Origin of the sequence: Weizmannia sp. FSL W8-1119, from assembly GCF_038008605.1 — a bacterium.
Lineage (GTDB): Bacteria > Bacillota > Bacilli > Bacillales > Bacillaceae_C > Weizmannia > Weizmannia coagulans.
In genome coordinates this window covers 456,035-472,407 of the sequence record NZ_JBBOZL010000001.1, presented here as the reverse complement: position 1 = coordinate 472,407, position 16,373 = coordinate 456,035, and the positions used below count along the sequence as shown (strand labels likewise).

General features: G+C 44.9%; 13 protein-coding genes and 2 pseudogenes. 6 read left to right on the top strand and 9 right to left on the bottom strand.

The features are described 5' to 3' along the window. Positions 1 to 38 precede the first annotated feature (38 nt). Positions 39 to 1,334, top strand: a complete 1,296-nt coding sequence (locus NSQ19_RS02230) for a transposase (protein WP_014097075.1) — start codon at positions 39 to 41, stop codon at positions 1,332 to 1,334. A gap of 453 nt (positions 1,335 to 1,787) precedes the next feature. On the opposite strand, the pseudogene NSQ19_RS02225 reads toward NSQ19_RS02230, so the two are convergent. From NSQ19_RS02225 to NSQ19_RS02200, 6 genes and pseudogenes are all read right to left on the bottom strand, one after another. Beyond that, positions 1,788 to 2,384, bottom strand: a pseudogene (locus tag NSQ19_RS02225) (IS21 family transposase); the annotation flags it as partial. Positions 2,385 to 2,729: 345 nt separating this feature from the next. Next, positions 2,730 to 3,431 (bottom strand): ATP-binding cassette domain-containing protein, encoded by a 702-nt coding sequence (locus NSQ19_RS02220; RefSeq protein WP_029143145.1) that lies wholly within the window; start codon positions 3,429 to 3,431, stop codon positions 2,730 to 2,732. Between the two features lie 12 nt (positions 3,432 to 3,443). Next, positions 3,444 to 4,175 (bottom strand): ABC transporter permease, encoded by a 732-nt coding sequence (locus NSQ19_RS02215; protein WP_029143144.1) that lies wholly within the window; start codon positions 4,173 to 4,175, stop codon positions 3,444 to 3,446. Positions 4,176 to 4,186: 11 nt separating this feature from the next. Then, complete coding sequence (locus tag NSQ19_RS02210; protein WP_340702289.1) at positions 4,187 to 4,756, bottom strand: M16 family metallopeptidase; 570 nt, start codon at positions 4,754 to 4,756, stop codon at positions 4,187 to 4,189. Between the two features lie 6 nt (positions 4,757 to 4,762). Continuing rightward, positions 4,763 to 6,316 (bottom strand): annotated as a pseudogene (locus NSQ19_RS02205) (IS5 family transposase). 312 nt (positions 6,317 to 6,628) lie between these two features. Then, on the bottom strand, positions 6,629 to 7,774 hold the full coding sequence (locus NSQ19_RS02200; protein WP_118499514.1) for an IscS subfamily cysteine desulfurase: 1,146 nt from the start codon (positions 7,772 to 7,774) through the stop codon (positions 6,629 to 6,631). 83 nt (positions 7,775 to 7,857) lie between these two features. On the opposite strand from NSQ19_RS02200, the gene nadB reads away from it, so the two are divergent. The 4 genes from nadB to NSQ19_RS02180 all read left to right on the top strand — a co-directional run bounded on the left by nadB (position 7,858) and on the right by NSQ19_RS02180 (position 12,693). After that, the gene (gene nadB, locus NSQ19_RS02195; protein ID WP_340702288.1) at positions 7,858 to 9,450 is read left to right on the top strand and encodes an L-aspartate oxidase; all 1,593 of its coding nucleotides are present in this window, start codon (positions 7,858 to 7,860) and stop codon (positions 9,448 to 9,450) included. Continuing rightward, positions 9,419 to 10,270: a carboxylating nicotinate-nucleotide diphosphorylase gene (nadC, locus tag NSQ19_RS02190; protein ID WP_017552440.1), complete on the top strand. Its 852-nt coding sequence runs from the start codon at positions 9,419 to 9,421 to the stop codon at positions 10,268 to 10,270. Before nadB ends, nadC begins: the two co-directional genes overlap by 32 nt. Further along, positions 10,267 to 11,364: a quinolinate synthase NadA gene (gene nadA, locus NSQ19_RS02185; RefSeq protein WP_340702287.1), complete on the top strand. Its 1,098-nt coding sequence runs from the start codon at positions 10,267 to 10,269 to the stop codon at positions 11,362 to 11,364. The genes nadC and nadA overlap by 4 nt, the downstream gene beginning before the upstream one ends. Before the next feature lie 246 nt (positions 11,365 to 11,610). Beyond that, the gene (locus NSQ19_RS02180; RefSeq protein ID WP_340702286.1) at positions 11,611 to 12,693 is read left to right on the top strand and encodes an iron-containing alcohol dehydrogenase family protein; all 1,083 of its coding nucleotides are present in this window, start codon (positions 11,611 to 11,613) and stop codon (positions 12,691 to 12,693) included. A gap of 203 nt (positions 12,694 to 12,896) precedes the next feature. On the opposite strand, the gene NSQ19_RS02175 is transcribed toward NSQ19_RS02180, so the two are convergent. From NSQ19_RS02175 to NSQ19_RS02165, 3 genes are all read right to left on the bottom strand, one after another. Beyond that, positions 12,897 to 13,061 carry a hypothetical protein gene (locus tag NSQ19_RS02175; protein WP_013858399.1) on the bottom strand — a complete coding sequence of 55 codons (165 nt, stop codon included), beginning with the start codon at positions 13,059 to 13,061 and terminating at the stop codon, positions 12,897 to 12,899. Positions 13,062 to 13,188: 127 nt separating this feature from the next. Then, a complete protein-coding gene (locus NSQ19_RS02170; protein ID WP_340702285.1) occupies positions 13,189 to 14,163 on the bottom strand; it encodes an Rpn family recombination-promoting nuclease/putative transposase in 975 nt (324 codons plus the stop codon). Further along, positions 14,108 to 15,685 (bottom strand): YifB family Mg chelatase-like AAA ATPase, encoded by a 1,578-nt coding sequence (locus NSQ19_RS02165; protein ID WP_133536231.1) that lies wholly within the window; start codon positions 15,683 to 15,685, stop codon positions 14,108 to 14,110. Before NSQ19_RS02165 ends, NSQ19_RS02170 begins: the two co-directional genes overlap by 56 nt. Before the next feature lie 151 nt (positions 15,686 to 15,836). Here NSQ19_RS02165 and NSQ19_RS02160 point away from each other — a divergent pair, with 151 nt between their 5' ends. Next, complete coding sequence (locus NSQ19_RS02160) at positions 15,837 to 16,358, top strand: carboxylesterase family protein (protein WP_029142388.1); 522 nt, start codon at positions 15,837 to 15,839, stop codon at positions 16,356 to 16,358. Positions 16,359 to 16,373: the final 15 nt, after the last annotated feature.

The following is a 16,373-nucleotide window of genomic DNA, read 5'->3' as shown; positions in this document are numbered from 1 at the left end:
TCTTAACACTGGGAGTTAACACTGGGAGGTTCACCTGTATGGCTATTATACCACAAATGAGTCTGTTTACATGGAAAGAAATTGAGATTCTTGGAGATTTAGACCGTCTTCGCCTTGTACTGGACTACATGCCTGATGAAGCGTTCATGCAAAGCCTTGAAAAGAAAAGGGGGAAGGGCCGTAATGACTACCCCGTTCGTGCCATGTGGAATTCTATCTTGGCAGGCATTGTATTTCAACATGAAAGCATTGAGAAATTACGCCGTGAACTCTCCCGTAATGGCCAATTAAGGGAGATGTGTGGCTTTGAAGGGCAGGTTCCAACTTCATATGCCTATACGCGCTTTCTAAAATCCCTAATCCGTGACGAAGAAATGATGGATAAAATGTTTGAGACTTTGGTAGAACAGCTCCTGGAACGGTTGCCGGATTTTGGTAAACGCTTGGCAATCGACAGCAAGGCGATCTCATCGTTTTCTAAACATCCGAACAAGCATGAAACCGAGGATGGTCGCCGGGATCTGGATGCAAATCATAGCCAGAAGGTTTACAGTGGTGTGACAAAAGAAGGCAACCCATGGCAAAAAGTTGTGAAATGGTTTGGCTACAAACTGCATCTGGTGGTGGATGCAACCTACGAGTTACCGGTAACATTCAAGGTTACAAAAGCGTCTGAGTCAGACATTACGGAAGGGCATAAACTCTTAGAGCAAATGGAAGAAAAGCAGCCAAAGCTTCTGAAAACAGCGGAAACGATGGCGGGAGACCGGGGTTATGATGACACGAAGCTGATTACGAAACTCTGGGATACGTATAAGATTAAGCCCATCATTGATATTCGCAATATGTGGAAAGACCCCGACAAAACACGATTACTCCCGGGAAAGGAAAACGTCGTTTATAACTACAAAGGAACCGTATCCTGCGTATGCCCTGAAACAGGTAAACAACGGGAAATGTGCAACGGGGGATTTGAGAAAGACCGCCAGAAACTAAAAAAACTTTGCCCGGCGAAACAAATGGGAGTGACATGTGAAGGCAAGGCTCAATGCCCCGTGGCACAAGGGCTCCGTATCTCATTATCTGAAGACAGGCGTATTTTTACACCCATTGATCGATCGAGCTATAAGTGGAAAAAAGAATACAACAGACGTACAGCTGTAGAGCGCGTGAACAGCCGGCTTGATACTTCTTTCGGCTTTGAACTTCATACAATTCGGGGAATGGCTAAAATGAAGCTGCGTTGTGGACTGGCACTCTGTGTCATGTTAGCCATGGCCTTAGGCCGGATCAAAGAGAACCAGGCTGAAAAAATGAGAAGCCTCGTTTCTTAACTTATCCACATAAAGGAAATCAATTTCAAAAAAAGCGCTTGTGGATCATTGGATTCGTGCGCCTTTTTTTAGATACATTTCTATATTTTTTCAACAATTATCTGATAACAGTACATTTTTTAAGCGTGTAAAATTGACTTTATAGTGAAAATGGGCATATATTTATCTGACAATATTATATTTCTGGTGGTGTTCTATTTGCATTGAAAGAAAAATTGTTAACATCGCAAAAAGCTCTTTATTATTATGAATTGCAAATATATCTAATGTGTGCCTAGCACCGTTAGAAGGGTACGTCTTTTTTAGGTATGGGAAATTCATATAAATACATTTTGTTGATTTAAGCAGTTTATTTAATGAATGAAATAAATGAACTTCATTCCTTTTCTCTGTATATCCTGTAAGAGCATTGAATATTGTTTCATGGCGAACAGTGCCTGGCACTGTTCGCCAATTGTCGATGCGCAGTTTTCTCGGGACGCCTCCGGCTTGGCGAAACAGCTGAGTGAGCCCGTAAAGAAAACATTCGCTGTTTTCCGCCGGCAATGGATACGCATACGCGGCGTTGCTGTACGGAAAGCTCAAAATCAGAATTGATCGGTCTTCCTCTTTTCCTTCCTTCGTCACAACGGACATGGTGCCGAAATCCACCTGCGTTTCCCCCGGAGGGTGTTCCAGCCTCTCGTAACGCCGTTCCTTCTCCAGCTTAAGCTGAGGTCTTCGTTTTTGAACGTAGGCGCAAACCGTTCGATAAGACCCTTTAAAGCCATGTTCCTGCTTTAATTGTTCGTACATCTTCTTGCTTGTCCGCTGTTGTTTTCTTGGCAGTTTGGCGTCCTCCTCCAGCCAGTCATCAATGATTTGACCGTATCCTTCTTCCTCCATCATTCCCCGTTTTCTCTTTATTTTTTGTCTGACCGAAATGTCTCCATCCGCATATTTCTTGACTGTTCTCCAGTTAAATCCCGTCCTGCGGACAATTTCGGAAAGCGATAACCCTTTCTTTTCACGCAAATGTTTGATATGATGAATTTCAGGCATTGCTAGCATCCTTTCTTTACCTCCACTGTTTTGTTCTTCACAACCTTAACAGTAGAGGGAATTTTAGGAGCTGGCAAGCCTTTTTTTATGCCATGAAGCTCTGCACTTTTTTGTTGCAGAACTCTGTACTTTCATTTTGCACTAAACAACTAATTTCATATCATCTAGCCACAAGTGCTTTATTCACAACTTCTAATGCTTATTTCACCACTTGTAGTTAATAAAATTCATGGGAATGTTTTCTCCGTTTCATATATCAAAAGCCCCCCCTTCATTGATCACTACGATTATAAAAAACAACAACCTTATCGAGTGTCTAAATTCATTAGAGGGCTAATGAAAGGATGGTGAAATTTATCCCTGTTCGATCATTCTTGCGAATGCCTCATCAGGGTTAATTGTGTTAAATAATTTTAACCAGTCTTGAAAATCGCCTTCATAAAGGACCTTACCTTTGTGTAGCAAAATTAAATGCGAGTCAATATAAGATAAGTCTTGAAGTTGATGTGTAGAGATTATGCAGATACGCTGATTTTCAATTAATTTCTTAAATTTATTCATAATTTTTAATCTTGATGAAGGGTCAACACCACTTGTCGGTTCATCAAAGATATATAATTTTCTCTCAATACTACTGAGAAGGGCTATGAAAAGCCACTTTCTTTCACCAACAGACATCTTACCAATTTTCATAGACCACAGGTGTGCCATTAATTCTCTTTCCCTACTATCCAAAAAGTCCAAGTAGTCATCAATTTGGTTACTTCCTTTTTTTCCAGATAATCTAGCTACAAACTTTGCAAAGTCTTTTCCTTTAATTTCGGGTGAGAAAAATATATTTTGAGTTAGATAAAGCATTTCCTTTTTATCAGGTAGTGATATTTCGCCTGTTTCCGGAGTTAAGTTCCCAGTTAAACAATCAAATAAAGTTGTTTTTCCAGCACCATTAAGTCCAACGATAACATTAAGCTTTTTAGTATTTAACGTGAAAGTAACACCATTCAACACATAATCTTTTGCTTTTTTATACTTATATTTCAAGTTAAAAACATGCAATTAATTTTCCCCCTAACGAGATGTTAACGATAAAAGATTAAATCGTTTAATAATAAAAAGTCCAACTACAAGGTATAGAAGAATCGATAAAAGTAACAGATAAAAATTATACGTATAATCTATGCCCATTAGCAGATTAATGACTATTTCCGTAATTTCATGAATGATATAATACGGATTTACATAGTTTAATAGATTACTACTTCTGCTATTTAATGAGAGAAAAAAAAGAGGATAAACTAATATATTCATAATTGTAGATAAATTATTAAACTTAATTGGAATAGCGGCGATTGAGACACTTGCAATAGCTAACGGGAAACTCACTAGTAATACTATTAAAGAAGATAATAACAAATTAAAAGAAAAGGCTCTGTAATAAATGGAAACTATACTTGTAAATAGAAGCAAACTAATTGCCCCGAAACTAATTTGTGTTAAAAGGATCGCAGTTAGAAAAGTATATCTATTGCCTGTAATCATTACATAAGTCTTTAATAAACCATATTCTCTAATTCTAGCTATTTGAAGTCCTATACCGTTTATGTAAGTTGATATAATAATGAATACCCAAAAAAAGGAAATATACTGAACTATTTCTTTTTCGTCTGTAGCATCGTTTAAAAAACCTCTTTGAAATACAAGAGCTATTACTACTGGAAAGATAACAGACCAAATAAGAGCTATTTTCTCTGCTAGTAACATCTTTAAGTACAGAAGATAAAATGCTAGTACTTGACGCATAGTATTTCTCCTCACTTTTCATTTAGTAGTCCGTAATAAGAAAAAGGTTGCTCAAAGAATTTTTTTAAAAAATCACAAAAATATTCATAAGTAATTTCCTTTAGATTTTCCATCGTTTTATTCAAGTTGTTATAGTCAACTATGCTTCGGTTGTTATTTATCCCCAGTAGCTCATTTCTCCCGAGTTCCAGCATGATATCATGAGGATTCTCAGTTTTGAACAATATCTGTGATTTTATAATAGAGTGAACTCTGTCAAAATCTTTCTTATCTAATCCTCTATTCTTTAATCTTTCTATAACTTCTCCAAAAATACTTATTATTCTGTCTATGTTACTAGCAGAGTTAGATGTTGTACTGATTATTAATGCCCCTCCCTCGTTATAAGTATGCAAGTAGGCATTGAGATTATAGATAAGTCCCATTTCATCACGTAGTATCCTGTTTAATAATGAAGTACTTCCATATCCAAGAATACAAGTTAAAAAACTTAAATAAACTGTGTCGATTTCATGATAACTATATCCAGGCAACGCAAAAGAAATATAATTCCCTAAATTAGGGCTTGCTGAACGAATCAAATTTGGTCAGATACAAGCCAAATTCCGATTATCAAAATATAAAATAGTGTTGTGTAAAAATTTCAAAAAAAGAACCCTGAGCTTGCGCTCCAGATTCAGTATGAGGAATTGAAGGGCTACTACTGTTTCGCTGGTCTCCTGAAGGCGTGCTCGAATAAGGCCCAGCCCATACTTGCGCTTGCCTTCGCCAAATTTGCCTTCAACGGCATTACGTTCAGAGGCATCCTGCCTTGCGACGCGTTCCAAGGTTTTGTCTTCCGTTCTGGATGGGCGTCCTAACCTTGGCCCACTCAGACGAATGCCAAGAGATTTGCAGTATGCCAGATTATTACGGTTTCGGTAAATTTTATCTGCCAAGATCGCTTCCGGATAAAATCCGAACCGGTTGTAGTAGTTTTCAACAGATTCCTTGAGAGTGGTCCCTTCATTGTAATTTTCCCAGTCGAGGTGCTCAATCAAGGCATAACCATCTACGACACTGATGGCGACTTTTGAACCGAACTCCACGTTCGCTTTTGCCTTGCCGCGCACAATTGGACGGACATGTGGCTGGGAAATGCTTACAATCCGGTGGTCAACCCGGTGTGTTTTCTTTTTGTACATTTCTGCCTGTTGGCGGTAAAGTTCATGAATCACGAGAAGTTGCCTGTATTCATCTTTGCTTAAAAGAGACAGAGAGCTTTGGGAAACAAGATTTTTAATGATCTCCAGATCTCGTTTCACATATCCGAGCTGTTTGCCTACAGCTTTCCGGATTTTCCGGGCGCCAGCTTTACGTTGCTTAGCGACAGAAAGATAGTCCTTGCGGGCTCTTTTTCTGTAGGTCCGTGGCTTACGTAATTTCCCTTTGTGTGGTTCATGCAGGACATCAATGATATGTTCCAATTTCTCACGGGCTTCGTTCAACAACCCGAGGTCTGTAGGGTAAGCAATATCAGCCGGTGCACAGGTTGCGTCCAAAATGAGCTTTCCTCTGTTCTTCGTTTTGGGAGAAGCCGATTCAGTTGAATGCTTTTCTGAATCGGAACCGGAAGGCTGAAGATCGCCACGATCATGATCATGATCATTACGATCTTCATCATCATGATCGTCATCGTCGTGATCCTGATCATCATTGTTGTCGTTTTCCTTAGATGCTTCTTCCAATTGGCGTTTTTGTTCTTCCAGAACGATCCATTCATTCAGTTCGTTGATGATATTTGCGCCCAAACGTTTTCTAAAACGAGTCATCAGAGAATGGTCGAATGGGGCTTTTTCCTGGAATTCAGGCAAGCCGATAAAATACTGAAGATACGGGTTTTCTGTGATCTGTTCGACTGTTTCCCGGTCAGACAGCCCAAGCCGTTCTTTGATATAAAGAGCCCCAAGAGCGATTCTGACAGAATAAGCCTTTTCGCCTTTGAATTTCTTCTTGAAGGACTTGGCATACTTTTCTTCGGCCATCCACCAAGGAATCATTTCAGCAAGACGGACCCAGCGATTTTCTTTATTTCATTTCCCACCGAATGGTAGAAAAAAATCATCTACAAAAGTTAATTGATGTTCGGTCTTTTTGTACATCGTAACAGCCTCCAAGTGCAAGGTTTTTTACGTGTTTCCTTTGAAATCCTTACACTTTATATTCGACAAAAGTAGCCAAAATCCTTGTCAAATCTGGAATTTTTGCTTATTCAGCAAGCCCTATTTAAATTATTACATATTTAGCCGCATTTTTGGGGGGGATAGTTAAATTATCACGAAAAATTTTTACTCCTCAGAACTGATTGCAATTTTATATATTTTTCTTAGCTGTTTCATCCTCTTTCCGTCTTGCCAACTGCTTGAAACACAAGCCACTCCCAAATCCATCTTTATATATAATCCCCGCCGGATTCAACGGGCAAACAGGTCTTGCATAGCGGTTCCGGCACTGTGCGCAGCCGCAATCTTTTTTAATGTTTCTCCGAGTGACAGGATCTCCTCTTTTGTTGTATGGCGCCCAAAGGAAATTCTGAAAAACTGATCCATTGCTTCCTCCGCGTATCCCATTGCTTCAACTGCTTTGCTCCCGCCTTCATGATGTTCCTGGCAGGCGCTCCCGGTTGAGATCGCAAATCCCGCTTTGTTGCACTCCAATAAAACAAGCTGCCCTTGAACCCCTGGAATCATACCGCCGACGATGGAAGGAAGCTGCATCGCCCGTTCCCCCTCTATAAAAACAACCGTCCCACCGGATGCCTCTTTTAACGCGGTCCGGTACTCCCAGTCCCGCTCACTTTCTATCAAAATCTCCTCGGCAGCCGCAGCAAATCCGGCAATGCCAGGCACATTCACTGTCCCGCCGCGGAACCCCTTTTCATGGGAAAGGTACGGAAAAACGGGGGCGATGACGCAAGAGGGGTGAATGTATACTGCCCCGACCCCTTTTGGCCCGTGGATTTTGTGTGAAGAGAGGGTAATGCTGTCGACATAAGGGATCATGCGTGCTACATCTGCTTTGCCAAATGACTGCACACAATCGGAATGAAACAGGATCCCCCGCCTTCTTACCATCAGGGAAATTTCCTCAATGGGCTGGATGGTGCCGATTTCCTGGTTAATATGCTGAACCGAAACAAGCACCGTGTCCGGCCGGATCGCTGCTTCAAGCTTCTTTAAATCCACCGTCCCTTTTTCCGTAAACGGGAGCCTTGTCACTTCAAATCCCAGCCTTTCCAAAAATCCGAGCGCTGAATGGACGGACGCATGCTCCGCCATCGACGAAATGATATGTTTCCCCCTTCCGGAAGCTCCCATTGCAAGCGAAACAATCGCCAATAAATTCCCCTCCGTGCCACCTGAAGTAAAATACAGCCCTTCAGCCGGTACGCCGAGATAACCGCTGATCAAGCCCCGCGATTTTTCAAGCACCGCCCGCGCATCCGTCCCGATGTCATGCAGGCTTTCACTGTTTCCGTAAAAAGATTCGGCTGCTTCCATAAATGTCTCCCGTGCCCGTTCGCTCATTTTTGTCGTTGCCGCATAATCAAAATAAAACATGGCTGGCCTCCTAAAAAGTACTTGTATTCAGTTTAATTTTGTGCAAAGATAGGTGTCAAGACAGATGTAAAGTAGGGAGACGGATGAAAGAAAAAATATGTATCTTGGGAAGCGGGATTGCCGCCCTGCAATTGGCCGTGCACCTGGACAGCCGCTACGATGTGACGATCATTACAAAGTCGCAAACAAAGACGAGCAATTCCTACAAAGCACAAGGCGGGATCGCAGCCGTCCTCTCGCCGGAAGACCGTTTTGAATTCCATGTGAAAGACACAATCCGGGCGGGTTGCCGGCACCATAATGAAAAAGAAGTGGAAAAATTGGTGAAAGAGGGTGCGGCCGTAGTAGAAGAACTCGTAAAAAGCGGGCTTCCCGCAGACAGGCGGCCGGACGGCGGGCTTGATTTAGGGCTTGAAGGCGCACATACAGTGCACCGTATTCTCCACTGCGGCGGCGATGCAACCGGAAAATTTGTCATTCAGCATCTTCTCGGGCAACTTGGAAAAAGCGTCCGGATTATCGAACATGAGCTGGCGTTTGAACTCATGGTATCCGCAGAAACAGGACGCGTAACCGGTGTAAAAACAAAAACGGCCGACGGCAACATCCGCCACTATTTTTCCGATCATACCGTGATCGCAACCGGCGGGCTTGGGAGCTTGTATCCTTTCACCTCCAACCACCCGGAAATCATCGGCGACGGGATTGCAATGGCATACCGGGCCGGCGCGGAACTTGCAGATATGGAGTTCGTCCAGTTCCACCCGACATTATTGTATGCGGAAGGCCGCGCGAAAGGCCTTGTGTCCGAAGCCGTCCGCGGAGAGGGTGCAGTGCTTGTGGATGAAAACGGATCGCCTGTCATGGCGGGCGTCCACCCGTTAAAAGACCTGGCTCCCAGGCATGTGGTCGCCCACCAAATCCATCAGACGATTCATAGCGGAAAGAAAGTTTTTCTAGACATCCGTAAAATCAAAAACTTTGAAAAAAGGTTCCCGACCATTTCCCGGATTTGCCGGGAAAGCGGCATTGATATCCATTCCGGCCTGTTGCCTATTGTCCCGGGCAGCCATTTCTTTATGGGCGGCATCGTAGTAGATACATACGGGAGAACAACGGTAAACGGGCTGTATGCAATCGGGGAAGCAGCAGCAAGCGGCGTGCACGGTGCAAACCGGCTCGCCAGCAATTCGCTTTTGGAAGGGCTCGTATTCGGCAAACGGCTCGCAGCATTTTTAAATGCATTGGAACCTGAAGCAGCGGGCGGCGAAACAGCGGAAATCGCCCGCCCTCCTTTAAATCCGGAAATCGCCCGCCGGCTGGACACCGTGACATTGAAGAAAAAAATGATGGAGAATGCCGGCGTGATCCGCTCAGAAACCGGGTTGCGGCATCTTTTGCAGTGGCTCGAAGCACGTGGGGCTGATACGTTTTCCGCTTTTTCACTCGACCATCTTACAAAGGAAGAAACGGAAAAAGTCTTAATGTTTACAAACAGCTTGCTCATCACACAATCGGCGCTTTTCCGGAAAGAATCGCGGGGTGCCCATATCCGCGCCGATTACCCGGATGAAAGCAGCGGCTGGCAGGGTGTCCATCTCATTCATGCAAAAAACAAAGGCTTAATCACACGGAGGGGACTTTATGAACAAGCTCCAACTTCAATCCATGCTTAAACATTTTTTCATGGAAGACATTGGGGAAGGCGATATCAATACGGAATATATTTTTTCGCCGGATCAGCCGGGCAAATTAACGTTTATTGCAAAACAAAACGGGATTTTCTGTGGAAAGGATGTGATAGAAGAAGGTTTCCGTATTCTGGACGGTACGGTGAGACCGCGTATTTTTCCCAGGGATGGCGCCCGGATTGAAAAAGGGGCAGCTATTGCGGAAATTCGCGGCCCCATTGTAAGCCTCCTTTCCGGAGAGCGGGTAATCCTGAATCTCATCCAGCGCATGTCGGGCATTGCAACAACCACAAACGCAGCAGTCCGCGAGACGGAAGGCACCCACGCAAAGATTTGCGATACAAGGAAGACAACCCCCGGCCTCCGGATGCTTGAAAAATACGCCGTCAAAGCAGGCGGCGGATTCAACCACCGGCGCGGGCTGTACGACTGTGTCATGCTGAAAGACAACCATATCGCATTTGCCGGCAGCATCACAAAAGCCGTGGAAACAGTGAAAGCATCCATCGGGCATACCGTAAAAATTGAAGTCGAAATTGAAACAAAGGACCATCTGCTTGAGGCTGTCCGTGCCGGTGTCGACATCATCATGTTTGACAACCGCACACCGGAAGAAATCTGCGAATGGCTGCCACTCGTGCCACCCCATATTGCGACGGAAGCATCAGGCGGCATCACAATGGAAAATATCCGGAGCTATGCTGAAACCGGCGTCGATTGGATCTCGCTCGGATTTTTGACCCATTCCTATCAAATACTTGATATCAGTGCAATCGTGGAAAATACGAAGGAGGTTGCTTTATGAGCCTGCTGAAAACGTTACAACTTACGGCTTTGCCGGAAAAATATCAGTCCCTTGCGCAAGAAGAAATGGAAAACCGGGTTTGGGACATCAAAAAAGAAATGGGCGCGAAACTTTTCCTCCCGTGCCACCACTACCAGCGTGAAGAAGTATACCAGTTTGCTGATGCAGCCGGTGATTCGCTGCAGCTCGCGCAAATTTCGGCAAAAAACCGCAATGCCAAATATATTGTGTTTTGCGGTGTACATTTTATGGCAGAAACGGCGGATATTTTAACATCAGCGGAACAAACTGTCATTCTCCCCGACATGCGCGCAGGCTGCTCGATGGCAGACATGGCCGACATCCACCAGACGGAACGGGCATGGGATATGTTGCAATCTTTGTTCGGGGATACGATGCTGCCCCTTACCTATGTCAACTCCACAGCAGCGATAAAAGCATTTGTCGGGCGCAACGGCGGGGCAACCGTTACCTCTTCGAATGCGAAAAAAATGGTCAAGTGGGCCTTCACCCAGAAAGAACGGATTTTCTTTTTACCAGACCAGCATCTTGGCCGGAATACCGCATATGATTTGGGCGTGGATCTCGCAGATATGGCCGTCTGGGACCCGATCCGGAACGATCTTATCTACGAAGGTGCGCTGGAAAATGTGAAAGTCATTTTATGGAAAGGGCACTGCTCCGTACACGCGCACTTTACCACCAAAAATATCGAATTCGTGCGCGCGAAATATCCGGATATGCAAATCATTGTCCATCCGGAATGTGCGCATGAAGTCGTGGCCCGATCAGATTTCAGCGGCTCCACAAAATATATCATTGATACGATTGAAAACGCGCCCGCCGGGAGCGCCTGGGCAATTGGCACTGAAATGAACCTGGTGCAGCGCCTGATCAAAAATCATCCGGATAAAAAGATTATTTCGTTAAATCCGGTCATGTGCCCGTGCCTGACCATGAACCGGATCGACCTGCCGCATCTTTTATGGTCGCTGGAAAATATTGTCGAGGGCAAAGAAACAAACGTGATCAAAGTAGAGGAAAACACAGCGCGGGATGCGGTGTTGGCATTAGAGCGGATGTTAAAACTTTAATAATTCCCGGTTTCAAATTGGCACGTGCTTGGACTCAGGGGCCCCGGTTACTGCGGGAACCCCTTTTTGTCTTTTTGGCAGATTCCTGAGTCTGTTTGCTTTAAAACCACACTTTTCTTTTGCAACTCCCGGTAATCGAACCATTGATATATTAATAGCTGAATGATGAAAAAATTATTGAAATAAAACCTATTTAGGCGTAAGCTGGACATACATCAAATTTTTATATCACGGAGGTCCTGTAAAATGCGTCTAAGCCAAGTCATAAGAAGCGGTCCAAACCAATACATATGTGAAGAGGATGCAGCCAAATATTTGGAAGAAAAGCTGGAAGAATTCAAATATCCGGTTGTCATTACCGGGGTAAAATCATTCAAAGCATTTCAAAAATTTGCGTCAATACCGCAAAACTGGCCGATACTCCGGTACGATCATACTGCAAGTGAGAAAAACATGGCAAAACTGGCGGAACAGGCAGGCCGTGCAGATGTCATCGTCGGGATTGGCGGCGGCAAAGTGCTCGATACGGCAAAGGGAACAGCAGAACTGCTCAACTGTGAAGTCGTGCTCGTTCCAACGCTAGCCGGAACGTGTGCCGGTTATACGCCTTTATCCGCTGTTTATCATGAAGACGGCTCATTCAGTCATGTCGCTTATTACAAACGTTCCGCCTTTTTAACCCTGATCGATTTGCGTATTCTCCTGAACGCACCGGCCGAATATTTGCTGGGCGGAATTGGCGATTCTTTAGCCAAATGGTATGAAGCAGAAGGCATCACCCGTTCCATGAAACATTTGCCGGTGATGGTCGAACTCGGCCTCCGCTCCGCAAAAGCGATTTATGAAGGGATCTTGCGCGACAGTGAGCAGGCATTACACGACCGAAACGAAGGGAAGATAACCGACGCTTTCCGCAATATAGTTGAAATTATCATTGGCGCAGCCGGGACAGTCGGCGGCTTTGCCGGCGAATACGGAAGAATGGCTGGGGCCCACGCCATCCATAACGGGCTGTCCTTCCTGCCGGAAACGCATTCCATTCTGCACGGTTCCAAAGTGGCTTACGGCATCCTTGTCCAATTAGCGGCAACAGGCGATATCAATGAAGTGAAAAAACTGCTTCCGTTGTATCAAAAACTCGGTTTTCCTTATAATCTGGATACACTGCATGTGACGGAAAATCATGGCGCGGCCATTGAAAAAGTCGCAGCATATGCCGCAAAACCCGAAGAATCCTTTCGCCTGCTTGGCAGCTTTACGAAGGCGCAAATTGCAAAAGCAATGGAAACAATCGAACAGCTCACGACTGAAAAGGCTGATATCAAATGATTGGCACGGGCGGCCCCGGAACAAGGCCGCCTTCACCCTGCTTAAATGCAATCCGTTTGTTGCACCATTTTTTCAAAGTTTCCGCCTTTTCTGTTTGCATCACTTGCAATAGAAATGGCCGCCATAGCGGACTTTCATACGGGATCGCGATTTAAAATGCAGTTATGGAGGCAATTAAGCCTGCCAAAAAATTCGATGCCATATTAATCTTCACCCTTACTTGGATCTGCTTCATCCAGAGACAATCTGACCACTTTCGTATATTCACCTTTTGCTATTTCTTCCGGCGTTGCTTTTTGGTCGAGCTCTTCCTGGTCGTCAAGGCCAGTCGCAAGTGTCGGCTCAACACGTCCGTTCTCTTTTTCCACTCTCTCCACATCCTTATTGAAGTGATGCGGCTAGTTTTCCACGGATGCTCACAATTTATGCGATTGCAGCCGATTGCTCGGTTCTATTTTAAAATTTTGAATTTCTTCTTCCGGCAACCCAGTGTATTTATTGATCACACCTACGTCTGGTTGCTCCGCTCTGTTTCAGCTTTTTCAATTCTTCCTCTGCCAGCCCGGTGTATTTTGCGATTGATGCCAGATCCTGGTTCTCTTCCAGCATTCTTTTGGCAATCCTTAATGCCGCTCTCCTTTCCCCTTCTTTCAACCCCTCTTTCAATCCTTCTTCCTTTCCTTCTTCTTTTCCTTCTTCTTTCCCTTCTTCCTTCCCTTTTTTGTACCCTTTTTCGTAAAAGGAATTTGGCAGGCGCAGGATTTGGTCGGCTTCTTGCGGATCCAGATTTTTAATGCTTGACATCACAAGTTCATCCTCCTTATCCGTTAATTTAAAATAAGAATCAAAAAATCCATAGATGAGTGCCATTCTTGCTGGGTCGAGTTCCATGCGGGCCATCATTCTTAAGAACTCTACTTTTACCTGTACTTTTTCTTTTTTTGTATACCCCATTTTGCTGAGCAGTGCAGCCGCAACGGGATTGTTGCTTCGAATATATTCTTTCCAGTTTTTCCTGATTAAGTGTATGGACATATAACGAAAACGGATGGACTCAAAGTTGCGGATTCTTACGGTGAAAAGAGAAGGAGTTTCCCTGCGTTTATTATAACTGAAAACAGCAATTGGCAAAACCGGCAAGCGATATTTTTCATAAATGCGGGAATAGTAAATAAACATCCGTTCCGGAAATTCCATTTGATAATAAGACTGCGGTTCCACATGGATGAGGACAACCGTGTCTTCCCCTTTTAATTTCAATTTTGCCAAAATATCAATTCTGCGTTGTTCACCAGCTGTGATGTCTGTAAACAGATCCTGCTGGAGGAATTCCACATCAGAAAAGTCCATCCACCGCGCTACTTCCGGGAAAAAGGCTTCCATGAAATCTGCAAAAAAAGTTTGGATAAGTTCTTTAAACAAGCGGTCGTGCGGCAAATACTCCGCTTTTTCTTCCATCATAAGTTGCATATGCATCCACCTTTCTTTTTCCAAAAAGATGATTTCTTTTCATTTGCAATGCCTGCCAGAGCGCGTCTTCTGACAGCTCCCGGCTGCCTTGCAAATCTGAAATCGTCCTTGCCAGCCTGAGAATTTTCATTTGTGCCCGGCTGCTGAAGTTTTCCTTGCTTGCCCACTGCCTGAGCATTAAACTGCTGCTGTTTGCGAGCGGATTTTTTTGTAGAAAGATTTCGTTTGGCACTGTACCGTTACAAACTTCCGCCCCGTACCTTTCGTACTGCCTTTTCCTTGCTTCCGTGACGCGGGTTCGGATCTGTTCTGAAGTTTCGTTTATTTTCCCGGACTCTTCCAGTAACGGTACTGTCCCGACTGGCAAAAATATGTCAAAGCGGTCTAACAGCGGTCCGGAAATCCGGTTTTGATAAGCTTGAATTTGTTTTGGCGTGCATGTGCAATACGCATGGGGCGACCCGAGATAACCGCATGGGCACAAGTTCATGGCCGCAAGCATAATAAACCGGGCAGGGTAAGTCACCGTGGAAGCGGCTCTGCTAATGGTTACTTTCCCATTTTCAAGCGGCTGCCTGAGCATATCAAGCGTTCTTTTTGGAAACTCGGCCATTTCATCGAGAAACAGCACCCCGTGATGGGCTAATGAAATTTCACCCGGATGCGGCCGGGAACCCCCACCGACGAGTGAAACTGCAGATGAAGCGTGATGCGGCGCGCGAAACGGCGGTTTCCGGTGAAATCCCCTTTTCACGTTTGCAAGCTGATAGAGTCCCGCCACTTCAAAAGAAGACGTTTCCGAAAGCGGCGGCAAAATCGAAGGAAAAGCCTCAGCCAGCATACTTTTTCCGCTTCCGGGCGGGCCGTACATTAAAACATTGTGGCTTCCGGCGGCGGCAATCTCCAGTACTTTTTTCGCATGCCGGTGCCCAAGAATCATGCTGAAATCTGCTTCGAACGAATACTCATCTGGTTGCAGCTGCCTCTTTTTCCGGACAGGCGGCAGCTTCTTTCCGGACAATGAATCGAGTACGTCCTTTAAATGCTGGACAAATATAATATCCATCCCGTCCATTTGTGAAAAGGGAAGTTCCGCAGAGGCTGGCAAATACAATCTTTTCATGCCTAATCCCCTTGCTGCCATCACATACGGAAGCATCCCAGCCACTGCCTGAACAGACCCGTCCAGTGAGAGCGCGCCCAAAAAGGCAGTATGATCAGGAATTCTGGCATGAAAAAAGTGGTTTTCTGCCATCAGCCCGATTGCAATGGGCAGATCAAGTGCAGGACTGTTTTTCCGCTCGTCTGCCGGGGAAAGATTGACAATCGTTTTGCTTTGGAACAGCATACATCCAATCGATGAACATGCACCCCGTATTCGTTCCTTAGATTCTTTCACCGAAGCATCCGGCAACCCGACAATGGTGATCCCGGACCCGCACCCCAACATCATCTGCACTTCGGCATGAACACAATATCCTTCTATTCCCTTTAGGCCAATGCTGCTTATGATGGTTGCCATATTTTCGCACCCCTTCACCCGAACTTACATTCTATAAACAGAATAAAAGATCGTACGTTCGTTGTCAATCTATTTTTCAAAAAAAACTGAAAGGAAATTTGCACATTCCCGTCGAATACTTTAGAAATCCATTCCGGAAAGGAGAATAAAAATGAAGACAGCAATTGTTGAAACCGTTTTCGAAAAGTCCCAGGGATACGAGGAAAAAGGTGTGCAAATCTGGAAAGGGATTCCCTATGCAAAACCGCCAATCGGACCTTTGCGTTTCCGCCCGCCGGAACTGCCCGAACCCTGGGCAGGCGTAAAAGATTGCACGCAGTTCGGGCCAATTGCATGGCAGCCGCCGGTTGAACTGATGGATTTTCTCGGGAATCCGGCTGAAAATATGGACGAAGACTGCCTGAATCATAATATTTGGACGCCTGGAGCAGACGGGGAGAGGCAGGATGACAAGGCCGCCCGGAACATGAGCGGCAACAAAACCCATTTTATATCACACACCGGCGATACGGCCTGCACCAGAAAAGGAAGGCTGCGGGGCAAGGTCGGCCGCTATATGACTCAAAAACGACAAAAAACGGCCCACACCAGAAAAGGAAAAAACAGAAAGACAGGGACTTTTCTTCCCCATGTCCGGCATCTTTTCCCGCCCTCGGTTTGGCTTATGAAATAAGAACGTGGCTTTTTT

Excerpts from the sequence above, each read along its gene's own strand:
- NSQ19_RS02230 (WP_014097075.1), top strand. The coding sequence starts at position 39 with ATGGCTATTATACCACAAATGAGTCTGTTTACATGGAAAGAAATTGAG.
- NSQ19_RS02215 (WP_029143144.1), bottom strand. The coding sequence starts at position 4,175 with ATGCGTCAAGTACTAGCATTTTATCTTCTGTACTTAAAGATGTTACTA.
- NSQ19_RS02200 (WP_118499514.1), bottom strand. The coding sequence starts at position 7,774 with ATGTTTTATTTTGATTATGCGGCAACGACAAAAATGAGCGAACGGGCA.
- nadB (WP_340702288.1), top strand. The coding sequence starts at position 7,858 with ATGAAAGAAAAAATATGTATCTTGGGAAGCGGGATTGCCGCCCTGCAA.
- nadC (WP_017552440.1), top strand. The coding sequence starts at position 9,419 with ATGAACAAGCTCCAACTTCAATCCATGCTTAAACATTTTTTCATGGAA.
- nadA (WP_340702287.1), top strand. The coding sequence starts at position 10,267 with ATGAGCCTGCTGAAAACGTTACAACTTACGGCTTTGCCGGAAAAATAT.
- NSQ19_RS02180 (WP_340702286.1), top strand. The coding sequence starts at position 11,611 with ATGCGTCTAAGCCAAGTCATAAGAAGCGGTCCAAACCAATACATATGT.
- NSQ19_RS02170 (WP_340702285.1), bottom strand. The coding sequence starts at position 14,163 with ATGCAACTTATGATGGAAGAAAAAGCGGAGTATTTGCCGCACGACCGC.
- NSQ19_RS02165 (WP_133536231.1), bottom strand. The coding sequence starts at position 15,685 with ATGGCAACCATCATAAGCAGCATTGGCCTAAAGGGAATAGAAGGATAT.
- NSQ19_RS02160 (WP_029142388.1), top strand. The coding sequence starts at position 15,837 with ATGAAGACAGCAATTGTTGAAACCGTTTTCGAAAAGTCCCAGGGATAC.